The sequence below is a fragment of the Siccirubricoccus deserti genome (assembly GCF_014283215.1).
In the GTDB taxonomy this organism is placed as follows: domain Bacteria; phylum Pseudomonadota; class Alphaproteobacteria; order Acetobacterales; family Acetobacteraceae; genus Siccirubricoccus; species Siccirubricoccus deserti.
On sequence record NZ_JACOMF010000011.1, the window covers coordinates 98,169 to 113,840 of the forward strand.

A 15,672-nucleotide genomic window follows, 5' to 3' on the forward strand; every position below is an offset into this window, starting at 1 on the left:
GGATGGATCATCTGACGATCGCGCCGATCATCCTGCCGCTGCTGGCCGGGGCGCTGATGGTGCTGGCCGGGGAGCGGCGGCGCCGGCTGCAGATCGTGCTCGGCCTCGTCTCCACCCTCGGGCTGCTCGGCCTCGCCATCACGCTGCTGCTGCAGGTGGACGGGGTGGCGCCGGGCGCCGAGGCGGTGGTGCGGGTCTACCGGCTGGGCAATTGGCCGGCGCAATTCGGCATCGTGCTGGCGCTCGACCGGCTCTCGGCGCTGATGCTGCTGCTGACCGCGGTGCTGGGGCTGGCCGCGCTGACCTTCTCGCTGGCCCGCTGGCACCACGCCGGCGTGCATTTCCACCCGCTGTTCCAGTTCCAGCTGCTCGGCCTCAACGGTGCCTTCCTGACCGGCGACCTGTTCAACCTGTTCGTCTTCTTCGAGGTGCTTCTGGCGGCCTCCTACGGTCTCGTCCTGCACGGCTCCGGCACCGCCCGGGTCAGGACCGGGCTGCACTACATCGCGGTCAACCTGGTGGCCTCGCTGCTGTTCCTGATCGGCGCGAGCATGATCTACGGCCTGGCCGGCACGCTCAACATGGCGGACCTGGCCGCGCGCATCCCGGCCCTGGCCGCGGAGGACCGTGGGCTGCTGGAGGCCGGCGCCGCCATCCTGGGTGTCGCCTTCCTGATCAAGGCCGGCATGTGGCCGCTGGGCTTCTGGCTGCCGACCACCTATGCCGCGGCCAGCGCTCCCGCCGCGGCGATCCTCTCCATCCTCAGCAAGGTCGGGGTCTATGCCGTGCTGCGGCTGTGGCTGCTGCTGTTCGGCGAGGGCGCCGGCGCCTCGGCCGGGTTCGGCGGCGGCTGGCTGGTGGCGGGCGGGCTGCTCACCATCGGCTTCGGCTCGATCGCCGTGCTGGCGACCCAGAACATGGCGCGGCTGGCGGGGGCGAGCGTGCTGGTCTCCTCCGGCACCTTGCTGGCGGCGGTAGGCGCGGGGCAGGTGGCGGTGAGCGGCGGGGCGCTGTTCTACCTCGCCAGCTCGGTGCTCGCGCTCGCCGCGCTGTTTCTGCTGATCGAACTGGTCGAACGCGGCCGCGGCGTCGGCGCCGACGTGCTGGCGGTGACGCGGGAAGCCTTCGGGGAGGGCGAGGAGGAAGAGCTGGAGGATGAGGAGGTCGGCGTCGCCATCCCGGCGACCATTGCCACCCTCGGCCTCAGCTTCTTCACCTGCGCGCTGCTGCTGGCCGGGCTGCCGCCGCTGTCCGGCTTCCTCGCCAAATTCGCCATGCTGGCGCCGCTGTTCGCCCCGGGCGAGGGCGGCGTGCCCGCCACCTCCTGGGCCCTTCTGGCGGCGCTGCTGCTGTCCGGGATGGCGACCATCGTGGCGATGACCCGGGCCGGGATCGACGCCTTCTGGGCGGCGCCCGATGACGCCGTGCTGCGGGTCGGCGTGGTCGAGATCGCGCCGGTGATGGTGCTGCTGGCCCTTTGCATCGGGCTGACGGTGGGGGCGGGGCCGGCCATGCGCTACATGGAGGCCACCGCCGCGACGCTGCATGCGCCGGCCGGCTACGTCCGCGGTATCCTGTCCGCGGCGCCGGGAACCCGGGGGGGCAGCCCATGAGGCGGTGGCTGCCCTTCCCGCTGGTGGCCGCCGCGTTGCTGGCGATGTGGCTGCTGCTGAACGAGAGCGTCTCGCCCGGCGCCATCCTGCTGGGCGGGATGGCGTCGCTTGGCGCCTGCCTGGTGCTGGTGGCGCTCGACCCGCCGAAGGGCCGGTTCCGGCGCCTTCGCGTGGTCCTCGGGCTGGCGGTCAAGGTACTGGCGGAGATCATCCGCTCCAACAACGCCGTCGCCCGCCTCATCCTGCGTCCGGGGGAGCGGCAGCGGAGGTCGGGTTTCGTGCTGATCCCGCTCGACATGCGCAACCCCTATGGGCTGGCGGCACTGGCCTGCATCGTCACCGCCACGCCCGGCACGGTCTGGGTGGAGTATGACTCCACCCGCAGCACCATGCTGCTCCATGTCCTCGACCTGATCGACGAGGCGCAATGGCGGCAGATCATCAAGGACCACTATGAAAGGCCGCTGATGGAGGTGTTCGAATGAGCGCGGCGCTGCTCGGCTGGTCGGTTCTGCTGGCCCAGCTCATGCTGGGCCTGGCCATGGCCTGCGCCGCCTTCCGCGTGCTGCGGGGGCCACGGGCGCAGGACCGGGTGCTCGCACTCGACACCCTCTACGTCACCGCCGCGGTCCTGCTGCTGGTCTTCGGCATCCGCACCGGCAGCACGCTCTACTTCGAGGCGGCGCTGGTCATCACCCTGCTCGGCTTCGTCTCGACCGCGGCGCTGGCCAAATTCCTGATGCGCGGGGAGGTGATCGAATGACCCAGGCGGCGGAGCTTCCGGCCTGGGCGGCGCTGCTGGCCGCGCTGCTGCTGCTGCTCGGCGCCGGGCTGACCCTGACCGGCGCGCTGGGGCTGCTGCGCCTCGGCACCTTCTACGAGCGGGTCCATGCGCCGACCCTTGGCACCACGCTTGGCATCGGCTGCGTGCTGCTGGCCTCGATGCTGTTCTTCTCCGTGCTGCAGACGCGCCCGGTGCTGCATGAGGTGCTGATCGCGGTGTTCATGGTGGTCACCACCCCGGTCACCATGATGCTGCTGACCCGCGCGGCGCTGTACCGCGACCGGCGTGAGGGGAATGACGCGGTGCCGCCGGCCCCATCGGCCATCGGCGCCGCGCGGCCGGAGGGCTGACCCGACGCGGGGCGGCTGGAATATTTGCTGAAAGGGCGGATTCACGCCTCCGGGCGATGCCGCTCCGCGGCGATCCGCTCTACGCGCCCTCCGCGGCCGCCAGGATGCGCGCCAGCCCGGCACGGGCCAGATCGGCCTGCGGCTGCATCCCGAGTTCCGTCGCGATCCCGATCGCCCGGCGGTAATGCGCCGCCGCCGCCCGCGGCTCCGTGGCCGAGAGCAGGTCGCCAAGGCTGCGCTCGGCCCAGGCCAGGTGCCCGCGCTCGCCCTGCGCCGTCGCCGTCGCATGCCCGGTGCGCGCCGCCGCCAGCGCCTCCTCCACGCGCCCGGCGAGGCCCGCCGCATCCGCCAGCCACAGCCAGGTCTGGGCGTAGAGCGGGCCGCGCCGCCGCACCTCCGGCGCGACCGCGTGACGCAGCAGCGCCAGCCCGGCCTCGGCCTCGCCCTGCCGCACCCGCACATAGCCGAGGCAGGCGGCGATCCAGGGGTAGGTCGAAGGCACCTCCTGCACCCGGTACAGTTCCAGCCCGCGCTCGAGCACCGCCGCCGCCGCCTCAAGCGCCCCGGCGCGGATCAGCGCGTGGCCGTAGCCGAAGCTCATCACCGCCTGGGAATAGCTGTTGCCGAGCCGCAGCGCCGCATCCCAGCCCTGCGCCCCCGCCGCGCGCGCCGCGGCGTACTCGCCAAGCTCCGCCAGGGCCCAGGCTCGGAAGGAGCAGCAGAAGACATAGGGATAACCGCCGAAGGCGAAGGCATCAGCGGCACCGTGCCGTTCGAGCAGCGTGATGGCCTCGGCCAGGGTCGCCGCCGCCGCGCGGTATGCCCCGACCGCCTTCAGATTGGCCCCGCGCCGGTAGAGGCCGAGCGCGGCCAGCAGCGCGTCGCCACCCTCCGCGACGGCCCGGTCGGCTGCCGCGCCGGCGGCGCCGTGCTGGCCGTTCTGCCAGTACCAGCCCGACAGCAGCAGCCCGACCCGCGCCCCGCGCTGCGCATCGCCGATCGTCGCGGCGATGCGTGCGGCTTCCTCCAGATGCGCCGGGATCGCCTCGGGCTCGCCCAGCACGAAGAGCGCGTTGCGGATCTCCAGCAGCAGGTCCACCTCGGCCCCGCCGCGCCGCGGGCTCTCCGGCAGCCGGCGTAGCGCGGCCAGCGCCTGGCCGTAGAGGCTGACCGCCTCGCGATTCGCCGAGCGTGCCGCGGCCTGCATCCCCGCCTGCCGGCCGTAATCCGCCGCCGCCTCCCAGGCCTCGGCGCGGGTGGCGTGGAAGGCCAGGATCTCCACCGGCGGCTCCGCCCCGTCGCGCGGCGCCATCGCCCGCAGCACCCTGAGATGCAGCTCCCGCCGGTCCTGCCGCAGCAGAGAGCCGTAGGCGACCTCATGCGTCAGCGCGTGGCGGAAGCGGTAGGCCACATCGGGCACCAGCCGCAGCGGCACCAGGAATTCACCGGATTGCAGCCGTGCCAGGCTGGCCTCGAACGCCTCCTCCGGCAGCCCGGACACCGCCCGTAGCAGCGCCGCCGGCGGTTCGGTGCCGATCACCGAGGCCACCTGCAGCAACCGCTTGTCCTCCGGCGCCAGCCGGTCGATCCGGGCGCCGATGACCGCCTGCACCGTTGCCGGCAGCACCACCGCGTCGGGATCGCCGACCAGCCGGTAGGCCCCGGGCGCCTCCGCCAGCAGCCCCGGCGTTCCGGCGGCGGCGCGGACGCATTCCTCCAGGAAAAAGGGGTTGCCGTTGGCGCGAGCCGCCAGCCGGCAGCGCAGCGGCGCCATGCTCGGATGCTGCCCCAGCAACCGGTCCAGCAGCGCCTGCGTCCCATCCATCGAAAGCGGCTCGACCCGCAGCTGCCGGTAGTGGCCGAGGCCGGCCCAGCCATGGGTGAACTCCGGCCGGAAATTCACCAGCAGCGCCAGCCGCGCCGCAGACAGCGATTCGGCCAGGCTCTCGATCACCTGACGGCTGGCGGAGTCCAGCCAGTGCAGATCCTCGATCACCAGCAGCACCGGCTCGGCCGCGGCGCGGAGGTGCAGCAGCCTTTGCACCGCCTCCACCATCCGCCGCCGCCGCCGGGCCGGCTCCAGCGAAGCCCAGCCGGCATCCGTCGCCGGCGCGAGGTTCAGCAGCGCCAGCAACGGCACCACGGCCTGCTCCGCAAAGCCTGGGTCGAGGGCGCGCAGCGCTGCCGCGATCTGTGCCGCCGCGGCCGCGCCCGCCGCATCCTCGCCCAGGCGGAAGTCGTCGCGCAGCAGTGCCGCGACGGTGGCATAGGCGGTGTCGGAGGTCTGCGGATCGGCGGCGGCCCGGACCACCCGCCAGCCGGGCGGCAGCGTCCGGACGATGAACTCGCGCACCAGCCGCGACTTCCCGACCCCGGCCTCGCCGACCAGCGCAACCAGCCGGCCGCCGCCCACCGCAACCGGCTCGATCGCCGCCGACAGCGCCGCCAGCTCGGCCGCGCGCTCGACCAGCTCGCCCTCGGCCGCCAGCCGTCCCATGTCGCCAGGCCGGGCCGGGCCGTCCGGGCGGAACAGCGGCAGCGGCGACCCGCCGGGATCGGGCGGCAACGGCGCCGCCGGGGTGAAGCGGAGCCGGCCGCGGGCCAGCGCCGCGGTTGCCTCGGTCGCCGCGACCCTGCCCGGACCGACCGCCGTGGCGATGCGCGCGGCGCGTTGCAGGCAGGAGCCGAAGATCCGGGCGCCATGCTCGGCGCCCTCGCCATGCAGCACGACCTCGCCGGAGTCGAGGCCGATCCCGAGCCAGGCCGCATCCGCCCCGGCCGCGAGCAGGTCGAGGGCCGTCCGGCAGGCGCGGGTGGCGTGGTCCTCCAGCGCATGCGGGGCGCCGAACACCGCGGAGATCCCTTCCGGCACGGCACGGAGGATGCGACCGCCATGCCGGCGGATGACCTCCGCCGCCCGCCGCGCCGCGGCATCCAGCAGCGCTTCCAGCTCCTCAGGATCGGCTGGCGCGCCGGAGCCTGGCGTGAGGACGGCGGCGAGGGCGGTTGCCTGCTTGCGTTCCCCGGCGGCGGCGTCACCCTCCGGGGCGGCGGGCGGCTCGCGTGCCGCACCCTGCGCCAGCGCCTCGCGCCACAGCGCCACGGTTTCCGGTCCCGGCTCGACCTGCAACTCGCGGCTGAGGATGCCGGCGCAGGCCGTGTATTGCCGGACCGCCTCGGCCGCCCTGCCATGGTCGAGATGCAGCCGCAGCAGGTCGCGATGCGCCTCCTCCGACAGCGGGTCGAGCGCCACGGCGCGTTCCAGCGCGTCGCGCGCCGCGACCGCGTCCCCGCGCGCCCGCGCCGCCCCGGCGAGCCGCCGCAGCACCCTGAGCGCCTGCTCGTGCAGCCGGCCGCGCTCGGTGCGGAGCCATTCCTCGAATCCCTCCTCGCGCAGCGTGATGCCGTCCAGCAACGGCCCGCGGTAGCGCCGCGCGGCCGCCTCCAACGCTGTGAGTCCCGCGCCGGGCGCGGCCTCGGCGACGAAGGCCAGCGTATCCACCGCGACCCGGTCGGGGAGGAGCGCCACGCTCTCGCGGGTGGCGAGCAGCGGGTCGTCGCCGAGCGCGGTCCGGATCGAGGTGAGGCTCTGGCTGAGGCTGTGCCGCGCCTGCGCCTCGCCACGATCGCCCCAGAGCAGCCCGGCCAGCCGCTCACGGCTGCGCGGCGCGCCGCCGGCCAGGGCGAGCACCGCAAGCAGGGCCTCGGCCTTGCGGGTCGGGAATGCGGCGCGGCTTCCGTCGGCCCGGTAGGCCTCGAAGCCACCCAGCAGGCGAATCTCTGCTCTGGCCATCGAAGCGGGCAATCCTGTGGTCGATCGCCGGAGAGGCGAGCGGCGGCCCAGCAGCATGCCGAACCGGCACGGTATCGTCAAAAACGTGGTTGGTCAGGCTTTTGACGCTTCCTTGAGGGCGGATTTGAGCCTGGCCTGCGACCTCGGCGGCAGGGTGTGGCGGTGCCGCCAAATCAGTCGGCGGCGGCCCCGGTCAACCCCAACACGGGAGAGCGCCATGAACGCCCCTATCATCTCCGCCCTTCGCCAGCATGCGCCGGCCCCCGCCGCGCCCGACCTCGCCGCGGTGAAGCAACGCCAGCAGGCCGCCTGGGCCTCGGGCGATTTCGCCGTCATCGGCTCGACCCTGCAGATCGTCGGCGAGATGCTGTGCGAGGCCGCCGATGTCTGCGCCGGCGAGACGGTGCTCGACATCGCCGCCGGCAATGGCAACGCCACCCTCGCCGCGGCGCGCCGCTTCGCCGAGGTGACCTCCACCGACTACGTCCCGGCGCTGCTGGAGCGTGGCCGCGCGCGTGCCGCGGCCGACGGCTTCGCCGTCAGCTTCCGCGAGGCGGATGCCGAGGCGCTGCCCTTCCCGGCGGCCAGCTTCGACGTCGTGCTCTCGACCTTCGGGGTGATGTTCACGCCTGACCAGGATCGCGCCGCGTCGGAGATGCTGCGCGTCTGCCGCCCCGGCGGCCGGATCGGCCTGGCGAATTGGACACCTGCGGGCTTCATCGGTGAGCTGTTCAAGACCATCGGCCGCCATGTCCCGCCGCCCGCCGGGGTGCGCTCGCCGGCGCTCTGGGGCACCGACGCGCGGCTGCAGGAACTGTTCGGCCAGGGCGCCAGCTCGATCACCGCCACCCGCCGCGACTTCAACTTCCGCTACCGCTCCGCGGCGCATTGGGTGGAGGTGTTCCGCACCTTCTATGGCCCGGTGCACAAGGCCTTCCTCGCGCTCGATCCGCCGCGGCAGGCGGCGCTTGAACATGACCTGCTCGAACTGCTGGCGCGGTTCGACCATGGCGGCGCGGCCGGGCTGGTCGTACCCGGCGAGTATCTCGAGGTCGTCATCGCGCGGCACTGATCACGGTGGCTCCGGGCCACGCCCGGGGCATCCGCCCGCGCGGCTCCGGCCCGGTCGGCAAGCCAGCCGGCCGGCCGGGCTGGGCCCGGAACCCGTTCCCCCTTTCGAGGAAGCGAAAGATGAAGAAGATTCTCCTGGCCTGCGCCCTGGGCCTGGCCGGCCCGGCCATCGCGCAGCAGGCGCCCAACCCCCATGCCGGGCATGGCATCCCCGCCCCGACCGCGAGCTTCAAGGCGGTGGTGCTGCTGGAGACGCCGCTGCAAGGCACCGAGCATCGGATCTACCGGCTCTACACCATCGACCTCGGCCCGGGGGGCGCCACGCCGCGGCACATGCACCCGGGCGACGAGATCGCCCTGGTGACCGAGGGCGCCGTCACGCTGGAGATGCAGGGCGAGGAGCCGCGGACCTTCCAGGCGGGGCAGACCTTCCATCCGCGGCCGATGACGCCGCATGTTGCCCGCAACGCATCGTCGACGGCCCCAGCGAAGCTCACCGTCAGCAGCATCACCGAGGCCGGGAAGCCAAGCACCATCATGGTGCCCCTTACCAACTGAGGAGCGGGCGGCCGCCCGGCGCCGGTGGCCGCCTCACTGGCGGGCCCCCTGGCCACAGCCGTTGCGAGGGGGCTATGCCAGCCCGTCCTGGCATCGTAGCCTCCATAACCCTGAGCGCCTGACCAGGTGTAGCACCCCGAGTCATCTGGGTGCACCGGGGACTGGAAACGACCAGGGATATAAGCATGACGGACATCCGATACCTTGCGCCGAGAACGCTTGACGAAGCGGTCGGCGCCTTTGCCGCTGCTGCCGGCGCAGCCCGCATCCTGGCGGGTGGCACCGATCTGCTGGTGCAGATGCGGGCCGGCGTGCTGCGCCCGGGGCTGATCGTCGACATCAAGAAGATCCCCGAGATGACCAGCATCGAGGAAACCGCCGATGGCGGCTTCCGCATCGGTGCCGCCGTCTCCGGCGCGGCGCTGGCCGACCATCCGAAGTTCGGCCAGGTCTGGCCCGGGGTGCTGGAGGCGGTGAACCTGATCGGCTCGACCCAGGTGCAGGGCCGCGCCTCGCCGGGCGGCAACCTGTGCAACGGCTCGCCGGCCGGGGACAGCGTGCCGGCCATGATCGCGGCTGGCGCCATCGTCACCGTGCAGGGGCCGAACGGGCGGCGCCGGATGCCGGTGGAGGCGGTGCCTGCCGGGCCGGGCCGCACCACCCTGGCGCCGGGCGAGATCCTCGTCAGCTTCGAGCTGCCGCCGCGCCCGGCGGGCTCCGGCGACGCCTATCTGCGCATGATCCCGCGTACCGAGATGGACATCGCCGTGGTCGGCTGCGGCGTCAGCCTGACCTTGCAGGACGGTGTCTGCACCGCCGCCCGGGTGGGGCTGGGCGCGGTGGCGCCGACCGTGCTGCTGGTCGAGGACGCGGCGAAGGCGCTGATCGGCTCGAAGCTCGATGATGCGGCGCTGGAAGCCGCCGCCGCCGCCTGCCGCGCTGTCTGCCGTCCGATCAACGACAAGCGCGGTACCATCGTCTACCGCACCAAGGTTGCCGGGGTGCTGCTGAAGCGCGCCGCCGGTATCGCCGCCGAACGCGCCGGGAGGGCCTGAGGCCATGGCCAAGCTGCATGTATCCACCACCATCAACGGCGAGCCGGTGGAGTTCCTGACGGAGCCGGGCGAGAGCATGCTCGACGTGCTGCGCGGGCCGCTCGGCCTGACCGGCAGCAAGGAAGGCTGCGGCTCCGGCGATTGCGGTGCCTGCACCATCACGCTGGACGACCGGCTGGTCTGCTCCTGCCTGATGCTCGCGGCCGAGGCCGAGGGGCATGAGATCCGCACCATCGAGAGCATGGCGGAGGGCGAGACGCTGCACCCGCTGCAGCAGAAGTTCCTGGAGATGGCCGCGCTGCAATGCGGCATCTGCACCCCCGGCGTGTTGATGGCCGCCAAGTCGCTGCTGGAGCGGAACCCTGACCCGACCGAGACCGAGGTCCGCTTCTGGCTCGCCGGCAACCTGTGCCGCTGCACCGGCTATGACAAGATCGTCCGCGCGGTTCTGGAAACGGCCGCCGACATGAGGGAGGCCGCACGATGAACGTCATCAGCAACAAGTGGATCGGCCAGCGCACCATCCGCCCGGATGGCGCCGACAAGGTCACCGGGCGGGCTGCCTATTCGGCCGATACCACCATGCCCGGGCTGATCTGGGGCAAGGTGCTGCGCAGCCCGCATGCGCATGCCCGGATCCGCTCGATCGACACCTCCAAGGCGGAAGCGCTGCCGGGGGTGAAGGCGGTGGTGACGGCGAAGGACATCGTCGACTTCCCGCTCGACAAGCCGGTGATGCTCGGCATCCAGGACATGCGCTGGATGTGCCGCAACGTCATGGCGCGCGAGAAGGCGCTGTTCCACGGCCACCCGGTCGCCGCCGTCGCCGCCACCTCCGAGCGTATTGCGCAGGAGGCCTGCCGGCTGATCGAGGTGGATTACGAGGTCCTGCCGCATGTCATCGAGATCGAGGACGCGCTGAAGCCGGACGCGCCGATCCTGCATGATTTCATCAAGTTCGACGGCAAGCCCTCCAACATCGCCGGCAAGCTTGAGCACAAGCTGGGCGATGTCGACGCCGGCTTCGCCGAGGCCGATGTGATCGTCGAGCGCAGCTTCACCACCCGGCCGGTGCACCAGGGCTACATCGAGCCGCATTCCTGCCTGGTCAGCGTCTCGGGCGATGGCAAGGCGACGATCTGGAGCTCGAGCCAGGGCCAGTTCATGGTCCGCGCCATGACCTCGCTGCTGACCGGCATTCCGCAGAGCGACATCCGTGCCTTCCCGGCCGAGATCGGCGGTGGCTTCGGCGGCAAGACCATCATCTACCTCGAGCCGCTGGCGGTGGTGCTGTCCAAGAAGTCCGGCCGGCCGGTCAAGATGACGATGACGCGCGAGGAAGTGTTCCGCGCCTCGGGGCCGACCTCGGGTTCCATGAGCACGGTCAAGATCGGCGCGACCAAGGACGGCAGGATCGTCGCCGCCAAGGGCGTGTTCTACCTGCAGGCGGGCGCCCTGCCGGGTTCGCCGATCCGCGGCGCGGCCGGCTGCGCCTTCGCGCCCTACAACATCCCGAACGTCCATTCGCTCGGCTTCGACGTGGTGTCCAACCGCTCGAAAGTCGCCGCCTATCGGGCGCCTGGCGCGCCGATCGGCGCCTATGCGGCCGAATGCGTGATGGATGAGCTGGCCGAAGCCCTGAAGATGGACCCGCTGGAGCTGCGGCTGAGAAACGCGGCGAAGGAAGGGACCAAGGCGGCGCACGGGCCGGTCTTCCCCCGCATCGGCTATGAGGAGACCATCCGCGCGGCGATGGAGCATCCGCACTACTCGGCGCCGCTCGGCCCCAACCAGGGCCGCGGCGTGGCCAGCGGCTTCTGGTTCAACGCCGGTGGCGAGTCGAGCGCGCAAGTCAACATCACCGAGGACGGCAATGTGGTGGTGACCACCGGCCATCCGGATATCGGCGGCTCGCGCGCCTCGATCGCCAACATCACCGCCGAGCTGCTCGGGATCGACTACAGGAAGGTCTCGGTCTTGATCGGCGACACCGCGACGATCGGCTACAGCAACCTGACCGGCGGCAGCCGCGTGCTCTTCGCCTCGGCGATGGTGGTCACGCAATCGACCGAGAAGGTGATCAAGACGCTCTGCGAACGGGCGGCGAAGATCTGGAAGATCGATCCGGAGGCCGTCGAATGGGAGGATGGCGAGGCGCGGCCCGCCGGCGATAATGCGGGCAAATTCCCCGCCCTGTCCCTGGCGGAACTCGCCGCCCGGGCCACCGAGACGGGTGGTCCCATCGGGGCTGGCGTGCAGGCCAACACCACCGGCGCTGAAGGCGGCTTCGCCACGCATATCTGCGATGTCGAGGTCGACCGCGAACTCGGGATCGTGCGGGTGCTGCGCTACACCTCCTTCCAGGATGTCGGCCGGGCGGTGCATCCGAGCTATGTCGAAGGCCAGATGCAGGGCGGCGCCGCCCAGGGCATCGGCTGGGCGCTGAGCGAGGAATACCTGTACGACAAGCAGGGCCGCGTCGATAACGCGAGCTTCCTCGACTACCGGATGCCGGTCTGCTCCGACCTGCCGATGCTGGATACGGTGATGATCGAGGTGCCCAACCCGAAGCACCCGCAGGGTGTCCGCGGGGTGGGCGAGGTGCCGCTGGTGCCGCCGCTGGCTGCGGTGGCGAATGCCGTCTACGCTGCCCTCGGCCATCGCTTCGACAGCCTGCCGATGTCGCCGCCGAAGGTCCTGGCGGCGCTGGAGCCGGCGGAGGCCTAGAGGTGCGATCATCGCAGGTGGCTCCGGCCATCTGGATGTGAAGCAACCATTGGTGTCCTGCCCCGGAGTTCGCAGGTGAACTCCGGGGCCAGGCCGGCCATCAGGTCGTTGCTCCTGGCGCGCTGGTTCCGGCATCTCGGGAAATTCGGAATCGACGCGCCAGAATGGTTCCGTGCGGATCGGACACAGTCCGCGTGAAATAGCCACCCTCGATCACATATGTCTGGAGCGCGTGCAGGCTGACCATGTACGGTCGGCCCGCAGGTGCTCCGGATCGGAGCGCGGGCCGGGCGGCGCGCTGTGGCGTTCCTACCACTCCGTGCGCCTCCGATCCTCCAACACATGCCTGCAGCGGGTTGCCTTCGACCTGGATGATCCGCTGTGGCCAAGCCAGCGCCGGCATCTCGTCGGCCGGGACATGCCGGGTGCATCTCCATCATCGGCAGATGGGCCGTCGCGGCTTGCACAGGCGCCAATACGGGCGGTGCGAGCCATTCCTGGACAGGGGGACGCGGAAAAGTGCCACCACCGCCCAAGCGATGGCGGAACATGCCTCCGGCATTCCGGGGACCGTGGGATCCGGCCGGGCCATTCCCGCGCCTTGGGATGTGTCCGCAGATGGCCGGGACATAGCGTGTGACGTCGCGGGCCGGCCTGTCTGATGGTGAGGTCGGCGGCCGGTCGCATGTCGGCCGGGTGGAAGCCGCCACCATGGGCCCGCCGCGTGCCGCAGGGGGCGCATCGTTCAAGAGGCTGCCGGCACCCCAGCACCGGGACTCCGTGGCGCCGGGTGGCGTCAGCCGGGGCAGGGCGGCCAGCGTCAGCCCAGGGCATGCCGACAGGGCGCCGGCGATGCGTCGGCGGCTTGGCCTTCGCGCGCATCTGCTGGGCCTCGTGCTCGCCGTCCTGCTGCCATCCCTCGCCCTGGGCGGCGTCACTGCATGGCACATGGCGCAGATCTGCCGCCTCGCCTTCGAGGATCGCCTAGCAGACACGGCGCGCGCGCTCGCCTCGGCAGTGGATTCGGAGATCAGCCGCCACCTCGCGGGGCTTTCGGTGCTGGCGGCATCGCCGGCGCTCGACGTGCTGGCGGAAGATGAGGCCGCCGAGCCGGTGATGTTCCGCACCCAGGCCGAGCGCGCCGGCGCCTTGCTCGGCAGCCCCGTGGTCGTGCTGGGGCGCGACCTGCGCCAGCGTCTCCCCGCCCTCTCCTCGAAGGATCCCGAGCTTCCGGTCATGCGGGGTGCCGGCGGGGTGGCGCGGCTGTTCGCCACCGGCCAGCCCGTGGTCAGCGACGTGATGGTCGGGGCGGCGCCGGGCCAAGCCGTGGCGGGTGTCGCGGTGCCGATCCTGCGCGCCGGGCGCGTGGTGGGGATACTCGGCACCCGCCTTGAGCTTGCGATCCTGTCGCGCGCCCTTGTGGCGCCGGAGCTGAGCGGTGGCCTGTTCGCCACCCTGGTGGATGGCAGCGGCCTCGTCGCGGCGGGCTCGGCCGGGCATGAGCAGTATCTGGGCGGCGCCGTCCCGGCCTGGTACTTGTCGGCCATCGAGGGTCGGGACCGGGGCATCGCCCAGGGCACCGCGATCGATGAGCAAGCCGTCATCCTGGCGTTCCAGCGCCTTGTCGCCGCGCCGGGCTGGACTCTCGCGGTTGGCGAGACCTTCGCCGCCTACCGCGCGGCCTGGCTCAATCCGCAGCTGGGTCTTGCGGCGGGCGGGGCCTTCGCCCTGACGTTCGGGATCGCGCTCAGTGCGGCGCTCTCACGGCGGATCCTGCGCCCGGTCTTCGCGCTGGTGCGCCATGCCGAGGGTGCCGGCGGTGAACGACCGGCCGTCACCGGCCTGCCGCTGTCCGCGGGGGTGCCTGCGGGGGTGGCGGAGTTCGAGGTGCTGCGCGACGCCACCGAGCGGGCCGAGGCGGCGTTGCGGGGCGCCAACCGGCGCAACGCCGAGGTGCTGGCCAGCATCGGCGAAACGCTCTACGCGCTCGACCCGGATGGGCACATCATCTTTGCCAGCGACCACGCGCTGGCCTTCTGGAGGCTGCGGCTGGAGGAGGTGCTCGGCTGCCGTTTCGACGAGCTGCTCCCGCAGGCGGTCGGCAGCGCCGCCTGGGAGGCCAAGCGCTATGCTGCCGCGCGGCATGAGGACGTCCATCTCTGCACCATCTCCGCCGTGACGCACCGCTGGATCGAGATCGACATCTACCCGCGGGGCGATGGCGGCATCACCGTTGCCTTCCGCGACATCGAGCAGCGGCGCCGCGACCACCTCGACCGGGCTCGGGCCGAGGCGGCGCTGCGGGAAAGCGAGGAGCGGTTCCGCCTGGTGGCGGAGAGCGCGCCGGTGATGCTCTGGATGGTCGACGCCGAGGGTAAATGCCTCTACCTCAACGCCGCGCTGAGGGAGTTCTGGGGCGTCGGTCCCGAGGGTTTCGACACCTTCGACTGGAGCGCGAGCATCCATCCCGAGGATCGGGATCGCGTGTTCCAGCAGGTCGGTCCGGCGATGCAGGCCCGGAAGGGTTTCACCGAGGAAGCGCGGTACCGGCGGGGCGATGGCGAGTACCGGGTCCTGCGCACCGTGGCGCAGCCTCGGTTCGGCCCCGGCGGCGAGTTCCTCGGCATGATCGGGGTGAATGCCGACATCACCGATGCAGCCCGGGCCGAGGCTGCGCTGCGTGCCTCGGAGGAGCGGCTGCGCCTGGCGCAGGAAGCAGGCGGCATTGGCGCCTGGGAACGTGACCTCGCCAGCGGCATGCGCCATTGGTCGGAAAGCAATTATCGGCTCTGGGGGGTGGAGCCGGGCACGCCGGTGACGCGCGAGCTGCTCACCTCGCTGATCCATCCCGAGGATCTGGCACGATCCAGGCTGGCGATGGCCGAGACTGCCACGGTGGTAGGAGCGCTGCCCGAGCTGGAGATGCGGATCATCCGCCGCAGCGACGGCGCGGTGCGCTGGATGCTGTCCTGCGCCGAGGCGGTGGCCGATGCGAACGGCCGGCCAGTGCGCCATATCGGCATCATGCGCGACATCACCGCGCAGAAGGAGGCGCTCGATCGGCTGGCGCTGCTGATGCGGGAGCTGGACCACCGCGCGAAGAATGCGCTGGCCGTGGTGTCGGCGGCGGTGCGGCTGACCCATGCCGAGGACATCCGCAGCTTCGTGCGTGCGGTGGAAGGTCGGGTGGCGGCGCTGGCGCGGGCGCACACCATGCTGGCGCAGGGGCAATGGACGGGGGCTGAGCTGCAGGCGGTGGTTACCGCCGAGCTGGCCGCCTTCCTGCCGGCTGCCGATGGCGCCGAGGCGGAAACCGTGGCGGACCAGCCGCGCGTCGATGTGATGGGGCCGGCGCTGACCGTCTCGCCGGCCGCGGCGCAGGCACTGTCGATGACGCTGCACGAGCTGGCGACCAATGCGACCAAATACGGCGCACTCTCCACGCCGGGCGGACATGTCAGCGTGGCGTGGCAGGTCGAGGGCGCGGGAGGGTGGCTGCGGCTGCGCTGGACGGAGGACGGCGGCCCGCCGGTCGTGGGGGTGCCGGAGCGGCGTGGCTTCGGCTCCCGCGTCATCGAGGCGACGGTGAAGGGACAGCTCGGCGGCCGCGTCGACCGGCGATGGGATGAGGCCGGGCTGGTCTGCACCATCGAGGTTCCCCTGGCGCGGGCACTGGCCGGCGGTGTGGAGACCGGCGGGTAGAGCAGGTCGCGGAGGGACG

11 protein-coding genes are annotated in these 15,672 nt (G+C 72.0%); 10 read left to right on the forward strand and 1 reads right to left on the reverse strand.

Translation table 11 applies throughout. The features are described from left to right. Positions 1 to 2: 2 nt before the first annotated feature. Genes H7965_RS11735 through mnhG form a run of 4 tightly spaced genes read left to right on the forward strand, consistent with a single transcriptional unit; the run spans position 3 to position 2,747 of the window. Positions 3 to 1,613: a monovalent cation/H+ antiporter subunit D gene (locus H7965_RS11735; protein ID WP_186770764.1), complete on the forward strand. Its 1,611-nt coding sequence runs from the start codon at positions 3 to 5 to the stop codon at positions 1,611 to 1,613. Further along, positions 1,610 to 2,098: a Na+/H+ antiporter subunit E gene (locus H7965_RS11740; protein ID WP_186770765.1), complete on the forward strand. Its 489-nt coding sequence runs from the start codon at positions 1,610 to 1,612 to the stop codon at positions 2,096 to 2,098. The genes H7965_RS11735 and H7965_RS11740 overlap by 4 nt, the downstream gene beginning before the upstream one ends. After that, positions 2,095 to 2,376, forward strand: a complete 282-nt coding sequence (locus H7965_RS11745; protein ID WP_186770766.1) for a K+/H+ antiporter subunit F — start codon at positions 2,095 to 2,097, stop codon at positions 2,374 to 2,376. Before H7965_RS11740 ends, H7965_RS11745 begins: the two co-directional genes overlap by 4 nt. Beyond that, positions 2,373 to 2,747: a monovalent cation/H(+) antiporter subunit G gene (mnhG, locus tag H7965_RS11750; protein ID WP_186770767.1), complete on the forward strand. Its 375-nt coding sequence runs from the start codon at positions 2,373 to 2,375 to the stop codon at positions 2,745 to 2,747. The genes H7965_RS11745 and mnhG overlap by 4 nt, the downstream gene beginning before the upstream one ends. 79 nt (positions 2,748 to 2,826) lie before the next feature. Here the strand turns inward: mnhG and H7965_RS11755 are convergent, their stop codons facing one another. Further along, on the reverse strand, positions 2,827 to 6,540 hold the full coding sequence (locus H7965_RS11755; protein WP_186770768.1) for an AAA family ATPase: 3,714 nt from the start codon (positions 6,538 to 6,540) through the stop codon (positions 2,827 to 2,829). 217 nt (positions 6,541 to 6,757) lie between these two features. On the opposite strand from H7965_RS11755, the gene H7965_RS11760 reads away from it, so the two are divergent. The 6 genes from H7965_RS11760 to H7965_RS11785 all read left to right on the forward strand — a co-directional run bounded on the left by H7965_RS11760 (position 6,758) and on the right by H7965_RS11785 (position 15,653). After that, a complete protein-coding gene (locus H7965_RS11760; protein ID WP_186770769.1) occupies positions 6,758 to 7,612 on the forward strand; it encodes a class I SAM-dependent methyltransferase in 855 nt (284 codons plus the stop codon). A 119-nt stretch (positions 7,613 to 7,731) separates the two neighbouring features. Then, the gene (locus H7965_RS11765; protein ID WP_186770770.1) at positions 7,732 to 8,169 is read left to right on the forward strand and encodes a cupin domain-containing protein; all 438 of its coding nucleotides are present in this window, start codon (positions 7,732 to 7,734) and stop codon (positions 8,167 to 8,169) included. Between the two features lie 185 nt (positions 8,170 to 8,354). Continuing rightward, positions 8,355 to 9,224 carry an FAD binding domain-containing protein gene (locus H7965_RS11770; RefSeq protein WP_222440574.1) on the forward strand — a complete coding sequence of 290 codons (870 nt, stop codon included), beginning with the start codon at positions 8,355 to 8,357 and terminating at the stop codon, positions 9,222 to 9,224. A gap of 4 nt (positions 9,225 to 9,228) precedes the next feature. Continuing rightward, positions 9,229 to 9,711 (forward strand): (2Fe-2S)-binding protein, encoded by a 483-nt coding sequence (locus H7965_RS11775; protein WP_186770771.1) that lies wholly within the window; start codon positions 9,229 to 9,231, stop codon positions 9,709 to 9,711. After that, positions 9,708 to 11,951, forward strand: a complete 2,244-nt coding sequence (locus H7965_RS11780) for a xanthine dehydrogenase family protein molybdopterin-binding subunit (protein ID WP_186770772.1) — start codon at positions 9,708 to 9,710, stop codon at positions 11,949 to 11,951. Before H7965_RS11775 ends, H7965_RS11780 begins: the two co-directional genes overlap by 4 nt. 852 nt (positions 11,952 to 12,803) lie before the next feature. Then, positions 12,804 to 15,653, forward strand: a complete 2,850-nt coding sequence (locus H7965_RS11785) for a PAS domain S-box protein (RefSeq protein ID WP_186770773.1) — start codon at positions 12,804 to 12,806, stop codon at positions 15,651 to 15,653. Positions 15,654 to 15,672: the final 19 nt, after the last annotated feature.